Annotated in this window: 7 protein-coding genes; 3 read left to right on the forward strand and 4 right to left on the reverse strand. The window is 67.6% G+C overall.

Going from position 1 to position 7,707, the window contains the following annotated elements; all coding sequences use genetic code 11:
• From AC1DO7_RS37415 to AC1DO7_RS37430, 4 genes are all read right to left on the reverse strand, one after another.
• The coding region (locus AC1DO7_RS37415; protein ID WP_477117311.1) for an ATPase, T2SS/T4P/T4SS family at window positions 1-701 on the reverse strand (701 nt) is incomplete at its 3' end.
• Window positions 698-1,894, reverse strand: a complete 1,197-nt coding sequence (locus tag AC1DO7_RS37420; RefSeq protein ID WP_441618325.1) for a type II secretion system F family protein — start codon at window positions 1,892-1,894, stop codon at window positions 698-700. The genes AC1DO7_RS37415 and AC1DO7_RS37420, both read right to left, overlap by 4 nt.
• A 497-nt stretch (window positions 1,895-2,391) precedes the next feature.
• A complete protein-coding gene (gene gspG, locus AC1DO7_RS37425; RefSeq protein ID WP_441618327.1) occupies window positions 2,392-2,814 on the reverse strand; it encodes a type II secretion system major pseudopilin GspG in 423 nt (140 codons plus the stop codon).
• A gap of 32 nt (window positions 2,815-2,846) precedes the next feature.
• Window positions 2,847-3,506, reverse strand: coding sequence for a lytic transglycosylase domain-containing protein (locus AC1DO7_RS37430; protein WP_441618329.1), 660 nt, complete (start codon window positions 3,504-3,506; stop codon window positions 2,847-2,849).
• Between the two features lie 770 nt (window positions 3,507-4,276).
• Here AC1DO7_RS37430 and AC1DO7_RS37435 point away from each other — a divergent pair.
• The 3 genes from AC1DO7_RS37435 to AC1DO7_RS37445 all read left to right on the forward strand — a co-directional run.
• The gene (locus tag AC1DO7_RS37435; protein ID WP_441650045.1) at window positions 4,277-5,923 is read left to right on the forward strand and encodes a multicopper oxidase family protein; all 1,647 of its coding nucleotides are present in this window, start codon (window positions 4,277-4,279) and stop codon (window positions 5,921-5,923) included.
• A gap of 88 nt (window positions 5,924-6,011) precedes the next feature.
• Window positions 6,012-6,602, forward strand: coding sequence for an SCO family protein (locus AC1DO7_RS37440; RefSeq protein ID WP_441618333.1), 591 nt, complete (start codon window positions 6,012-6,014; stop codon window positions 6,600-6,602).
• Between the two features lie 201 nt (window positions 6,603-6,803).
• Window positions 6,804-7,707: hypothetical protein (locus AC1DO7_RS37445; RefSeq protein ID WP_477117312.1), on the forward strand; the 904-nt coding region annotated here is incomplete at its 3' end.

The raw sequence follows: 7,707 nt of genomic DNA on the forward strand, positions 1-7,707 counted from the left end.
GCCATGATCTTCAGGCGCGAGATCACCTGCTCGGCGATTTCCACGCCATGGGCGGTCGCGGCATGGTCGAGCACGCCGTCGATGCGGTATTTCACGGCAAGGCCCTGCGCGGTGCACTCGAGGTGGATGTCGGAGGCGCCGGCCTTGAGCGCGTCGTAGAGCGTGGAGTCGACCAGCTTGACCGCCGGGCTGGCCGCCTCGGACAGCGCGGCGAACGACAGCACGGCGGCGGTGCGGCTGCCGTGCGCCTCGCCGTCGGCGCTGCCGACGATGGCGTCCACCGCGCGCACGGTCTCTTCCTGCTTCGACAGGTAGGCCTGGATGTCGGCCTGCAAGGCGAGCCGGTACTCGACCGGCATGCCTGCGCGCGCCTCGAGCCACGTGTGCAGGTCGGTATCGAACGGGTCGGCGATCACCGCCACGCTGTGGCCGCCGTCGTCGCGCAGCAGCACGCAGCGGCGCTGCATGGCCTTGGACAGCGGCAGCTTGTCGAAGACCGGCGCCAGCGCGAGCATCTGCGCGGTCTCCAGCACCTGCAGGCCGAACGCCTGCGCCAGGCTGCGCACGAGGTCGCGTGGCTCGGCCCCGGTGAGGCTTTCGAGCTCGCTGATGAGCGGGCGCTGCGAGCGTTGCGCCTGCCTGCGCGCCTGCTGCAGCAGCGCCGCATCGATGACGATCTGCGGATCGGCGTTCGCGTTCATGTCAGGCCCCCGGCAAGGTCGAAGATCGGCATATAGAGCAGCACGACGATGGTGCCGACGATCAGGCCGATGGCGGCCATCAGCAGCGGCTCGAACATCCGCATGAAGCGCTCGATCCACCGGCCGATTTCGCCGTCGTAGAAATTGGCGGACTGCGTCAGCATGGCGCCCAGCTCGCCGCTGCGCTCTCCGACACGGAGCATGCGCAGCGAGACGGGCGTGGTGAGTCCCTGTGCCTCGAAGGCTTCGGACAGCGGCAGCCCGGACTGGATGGCCAGCCGCGCCGCGCCGAGATTGCCGCGCACGCCCGGCGCGGCCATCGCCTGCGCGGTGTCGATGGCGGCGACGATGTTGATGCCGCCCTCGAGCAGCATGCCAAGCGTCAGGTAGAGCCTGGAGAGCCCGACGATGCGCACGCATTCGCCGAGGCCGGGCAGGCATGCCAGCAGGGCGGCGATGCCGTGGCGGGCCAGCAGCCGGCGCGCCCCCAGCCACAGCGCCGCGGCGCCGAGCAGCGCCGCCGGCGCCAGCAGCGTGCCGTGGCGCCCGGCGAACTGCCCCCAGGCCAGCAGTTGCTGCGACAGCCACGGCAGGCTGCGTCCCGCGCCCTGGTACACCTCCGCGAAGCGCGGCACGACGTAGCCGATCAGGAACGCGCTCACGGCGCCGCCCACGATCAGCAGGATCACCGGGTAGATCGCGGCGCTGGTCAGCTTGCCGCGCACGGCGTCCAGGCGCTGCTGGTAGTCCACGTAGCGGCCCAGTGCCTGCGGCAGGTCGCTGGTGTTCTCCGCCGCCTGCACGATGCCAACATAGAGCGGGGGGAACACGCCTTGCCGCTCGGCCAGGACCCGCGAGAAGCGCTTGCCTTCGCGCAGCCCGGCCAGCAACTGCGCGAGGATATCGGCCGATGCCGCATTGCCTTCCTTCTCCTGCAGCGCTTCGAGGCATTCCACGAGACTCAGCCCGGCATTGAGCAGGGCCAGCAGTTCCTGGCTGAACAGCGCCACCGAGAAGCGGCCGCGCCGGCCGGGCAGGCGCGGCCCGCCCGCGTGCGCGCGCACCGGGATGACGGCAGCGGGATAGAGCCCGCGCGCCTCCACCTGGCTGCGCACGTCCGCTTCGTCACGGGCGTCAAGCCGCAGGCGGACCATCAGGTGGTCCGCTGAGAGGGCGCGCACATCAAACTGCATGGTGTTGTCTCCACGACTTCCGGTACCGGCGGTGCCTGGCCAGCGGGGAACGCGGGGTTCCCCGGGGCTCGGCGCGCCTCGACGCCTGGACAGCCTTGCCTGCGCCGCGCATTGGCGCGCGGTGCAGGGCGGCGTGCCTAGCAGCGTGCCTTGCTGGCGGGCATGCACGCGCGTCCCGCCGGGACGGTGCGTGCGCATCCCGCGCGCCAGTGCGCGTTCGCCGCCGGCCGGAGGCAATACCGGCTGCCCTTGTGGAAACTGGATATGGTTGGCTTCATGTCACCCCCGACCCGCTAGGGTTTGTCTTTGTCTTCGCGCCGGACCCGTTCCGCCGCGTCTTGCGGCAGGCGCCCCGGCGTTGCCGGTGGCCCTGTGTTCCCCTGTCGCCGCGAGCTCAGTTGGGCACGGCTGGCTCGCCGTTGCCCACGCGCGGCGCTTTGTTTTCTTGTCTGGCAAGGCGCCCGGTGCATGCCCTGCTGCGGTGTTCCGTTCCGTCTTCAGTTGGTGATGTCGGCGTTGTCGCCGGTGCCGCCCGCCTGGCCGTCCTTGCCGAACGAGCGGATCTCGATCTCGCCGGCGGTGCCGGGCGACTTGTATTGATACGGGTGTCCCCACGGATCGGCGGGGACCGCTTTCTTCAGGTACGGGCCGTTCCACTGCGAGCCGCCGCCCGGCTTGCTCACCAGCGCAACGAGGCCTTCCTCTGTGCTCGGATAGCGCCCTACGTCCAGGCGATAGGTGTCGAGCGCCTTCTCCAGCGCGTCGATCTGCGCCTTGGCGATGGTGCGCTCGGACTTGCCGAGCTGCGAGAAGTACTTCGGCCCGACGTAGGCCGCGAGCAGCCCGATGATGACCACCACGATCAACAATTCGAGCAGCGTGAAGCCGGCGCCGGGGTGGCGGTGCGGATGCGTATTCATGGCGGCTCTCGTGGCGTCTTTCATGGCGTCCTTCACGGCTTGGCCTGGTTGCGGCTGGATTGCATGCGGGCGAGCACGGCCGGCACGTAGAGCATGGTTTCGCGGTACGGCGGGATGCGCCTGGCGTGCCTGGCCACGGCGCCCTCGCCGGCGTTGTAGGCGGCCAGCGCCAGCGCCACGTTGCCGCCGTGCAGGTCGAGCAGATACTTCAGGTGGCGGACTCCGGCCTCGATGTTCTGCGCGGGATCGGACAGCTCGGTGACGCCGTACATGGCCGCGGTCGACGGCAGCAACTGCATGACGCCGGTGGCGCCCTTGGCGGAGACGGCGGCGGGGTTGCCCCTGGATTCGACCTCGATCACCGCCTTGACCAGGGCGGCATCCACGGCGTGCTTCGCCGACAGTTGCTCGACCAGCGCCGCCAGCGGCAGGTCGCGCAGGCCCGCCGGCGCGGAGCCGTTGTCGGGGCGCGCGCCAGCGCGAGACGCGACGGCCTTGCCCGGCACGGCGGCGCGCGGCGTTTCGCCGCGCAGGTAGAGCCGGTAGCTCTTGTCGAGTGGCTGGCTGGCGAAGCGCACCTCCCCGTCCGGTCCCTCGGAGCGGTAGATGTCTGCGGCATACCCCGCTCCCGAATAGCCATAGCCTGTCTGGCCAATCGAAAAAGAGATGAGAATTTTTATTATTGGGCTCATGTCAGCTCCTCACCAACATGGCAAAAGATTAGCACGGGGATAATCCAAAAGAAAAGATGGGGCGGACCATCCTGTGGGATGAATGACAGGCGCTGTTACAAGGTTGAAAAGATTATTCCGTTGCGGATATTGGTGTCTGGCCACGCTGGATGCAACTAGAGGCCGCCATATTGAAATGTCCACACATTGCTCATCCATCTGCATGATAGCGTGGTCAGGCACAATCAATAAATTATTAGGCGTTCGCGCAAACCGGTGGGAAACCGGTGTCTCGCGAGCTAATAAAAAGGGCGAAGCGAAGAAACCGGCATTAGTTTTTATTTTAATAAAAACGAAAATGCAAACGGTTCTCGAATGGGGCGTCAAGCTCCGGCCGGCGGCGCAAGCGCCATCCGGCAACGCCTGCAGGGAAAGCCCCGGGGGGGGATCAAGGGAGAGCATGCCATGCGGCATCAGACGTGTATGAATCCGTCACGGGCGATTACGCCGTGCCGGTTCGGGGTCTTGTCATTTTTAACCATCCAAGCTGCGGAAAACCCCAGGTTGGTGCACCGAAGTCAATGGTTCCGCCGGCTCTAATTAGCGCCGCCGCGGAACAGGTCATTCCACGTAATTAAAGGGAGGCTGCTGGGCGGCAGGGGTGCGCTCGTCCGGAGAAAATGGTATCAAAACAGGATGGTAAAAAAATGAGTAAATCGGGTGGGCGGGAAAATAAACGGGAAAATAGAAGGGCATTCTTCGGGCGGGCAGCGGCCGGCGCGACAGCGGCAGTGCTTGGAGAGGGACTGGGTACGCAAGGCGCGCTGGCCAAGGACGGCGGCGATTCGCGTGGCAGCCCGGCGACACGGCCCTTTATCGAGGTATTGCCGGTGCCGCCGGTCAAGCAGCCGGTGCCGGCACTGGTCCCGGCGGCGCAGCGCGTGCCCGGCGCCGGCGAATGCGGCCGCGCGGAACACCAGCGCTGGGCCGACTTCACCGCGCAGCGGCTCTACGAGCTGCGCGTCAGGCAGGCGCTGCACTCGTTCCACCGCGACCTGCCGACGCAGCCGGTCTGGGGCTACGACGGCCTCGTGCCGGGCCCGACCTTCGTGGCCCGGTACAACGAGCCCATTGTCGTGCGCATCCACAACGACCTGCCGGCGAACCATATCGGGTTCGGCTCGCCGGAGATCAGCACGCACCTGCACAACCTGCACACCGCCTCCGAGAGCGACGGCTTCACCGGCGACTACTACAGCGCGGGCAAGGCCGGCCCCACGCTCAGCGCACCGGGCGGATACAAGGACCATCTCTACCCGAACTGCTATGCCGGGTACGATGCCTATGCCGCGACGCATGGCGACTCCCGCGAGGCGCTCGGCACGCTGTGGTACCACGACCACCGGCTCGATTTCACCGCGCCCAACGTGTACCGCGGCCTCAGCGGCTTCTATCTGCTGTTCGACGAGCTGGATTCGGGCAACGAGAACGACCCCAATCCCAATGCGCTGCGCCTGCCCAGCGGGGTTGGCGTCTACGACATCCCGCTCGTCATCCAGGACCGCCAGTTCGACGCCAAGGGCATGCTCTATTTCGATCCGTTCAATTCGGATGGCATCCTCGGCGACAAGTTCTGCGTCAACGGCAAGATCCAGCCGCTGTTCGAAGTGGAGCGCCGCAAATACCGCTTCCGCCTGCTCGACGGCGGCCCGGCGCGCTTCTACGAGTTCTACCTGACCTACAAGGGCGTCGACCAGGAGTTCACCTACCTGGCCAACGACGGCAACCTGCTGCCGGCGCCGCTGGCGATGAAATCGATCCGGATGGGCGTGGCCGAGCGCGCCGACATCGTCATCGATTTCTCCCGCTATCCGATCGGCAGCCAGCTGTTCCTGGTCAACCGCCTCGAACAGACCGACGGGCGTGGCCCGAGCGACAAGCGCTTGTCGCCGGGCACGCAGATCCTGCGCTTCGATGTGCGGGCCGATCCCAGGGTGCCCGATGCCAGCCGCGTGCCGGCCACGCTGCGCGAGGTGCCGCCGATGCCGACGGCCGCGCAGCTCAAGAAGCTGCCGACCCGCGTGTGGGAGTTCGACCGATCCAACGGCGGCTGGACCGTCAACGGGCAGCTGTTCGACGTCACGCGGCCGGCGGCCACGCCCCGGCGCGGCGCCGAGGAGGTGTGGGTGCTGCGCGGCAAGGGCAACTGGTCACATCCGGTCCATATCCACTTCGAGGAAGGCCGCATCCTGTCGCGCAACGGCAATGCGCCGCCGCCGCATGAGCGCGGGCGCAAGGACGTGTATGTGATCGGGCCCGGCGAAGAGGTGAAGCTGTTCATCCGCTTCCGCGACTACGAGGGGAAATACATGATGCATTGCCATAACGGCCAGCACGAGGACCACGCGATGATGATCCGCTTCGACATCGTGCCCTGATCCGGCGAACGGCACGCACGACGCGATACACGGCCCGGTACACAGAGCGAACGCACGCACGACCAAAACCATGGCGGAGCACGACAACATGTCTTCCAAGCGAACCCTCCTGAAAGCCCTGTGCGGCGCGGCGCTGCTGCCGGCGGCGGCGAGCGCCCGCGGCCTGGCCGTTGCCGCCAGGCACGGCCCGCGGGCCGGCTATTTTCCCAACGTCATGTTCGAGACGCACGACGGGCGCAAGGTGCGTTTCTACGACGACGTCGTCAAGGGGCGCCTCGTCGTCTTCAACATGATGTACACCGCCTGCGCCGGCATCTGCCCGCCCAACACGGCCAACCTGATGGCGGTGCAGGCCGCGCTCGGCCACCGCGTGGGTCATGACATCCACCTGGTCTCGCTGACGCTGCAGCCCGAGCTCGACACGCCCGCGGCGCTGCAGGCGTATGCGCGGCAGTACGGCATCCGGCCCGGCTGGACGTTCCTGACCGGCCGGCGCGCCGACATGGACCTGGTCAGGCGCAGGCTCGGCTTCTACGACTCGGATCCGGCGGAGGACGCGCTGCTGTCGCGCCATACCGGCATGCTCAGCATCGGCAACGAGCCGCTCGACCGCTGGTGCATGATGCCCGCGCTCACGGCGCCGCAGCAGATTGCGCACGCGGTGCGGAACATGGCGTAGTCATCGGCACAAGCGCCGCGGCTTGCAAGCGGCGCGTGCCCGCAACCTTGGCAACCGGGGATCGAAGGAGGCTTGTTGGGTCTGTGAGCAAGCGCGGTGGCGGCGATGCTGCCGGCGGCGCGAGGCAAGTCGACGGGCCCGGGGGCGGGCGGTGGCGCCCGACCGGGCGCGCCAGGGTGACGATAAGTGGAGGGCAATATCATGAACGACGCGATTGACATGACTAGGCGGCACGGGGCGGCACGTGCAGCGCTTCGCACGACGCGAGAGCGGCTGGCGTACCGGCGGCTCGGGGCCTGGCTGGCGACGATCCTGCTCCTGGTGCAGCTGTGCTGGCAGCAACAGGCGCTGGCGCAGCTGCCGCCGCCGGGCACGGCATCGCAGTTCGACATCGTGGGGTTCCTGCAGGAGGCCACGTTGAACGGGCCGAACCCGACCGCCGTCACCGGCGGCAAGCTCAAGGTCAATGGCCACGTGGTGGTCGTGCCGGACCACACCATCGTGATGCTTCCGGCGAACGCGCTGACCTGGAAGGAGCTGTTCGACCAGGCGCCGGCACCCTACACGGGCGTGTCGAGCGGCATGGCGCTCGCCGACTCGCCGCAGCCGCTGACCACGTATGAGGTGCACGTGATCGGCAATCGCGTCGGCGACACCTATATCGCCGGGCTGATCTTCCTGTCGCAACAGGACCTGAATGCCGGCGCGGGCTATATCAATTACATCGATTACGCCGCCGGCGAGATGTACGTGGGCGGCAAGCTGACACTCGACCTTGCCACCGGCGTGCCGCAGAACGTGCTGTCGGCCGGCAATCCGGGCACGCGCGTGCGCATCAACGATCCCGACGGGAAGTACGGGCGCGCGGGCAGCCCCGACAAGCGCTTCACGCTCGATCCTGACAACCCGACCATCCGCAGCGCCACCGGCTTCCCCATGTGCCTGCCGCGGACCAACCCCAATGATCCGCAGGCCATTCCCGATGCGCTGTGCCCGCAAGGCAACCGGCCCAAGGACGTGGCCGGCAACTTCGTGCCGGCCTTCACCATGCCGGCGCCGGCYGCGCTGGCGCCGGGCCAGCTGCCCGACCCGCGCATCATGGCGC

The organism is Cupriavidus sp. 05N40, from assembly GCF_056397305.1.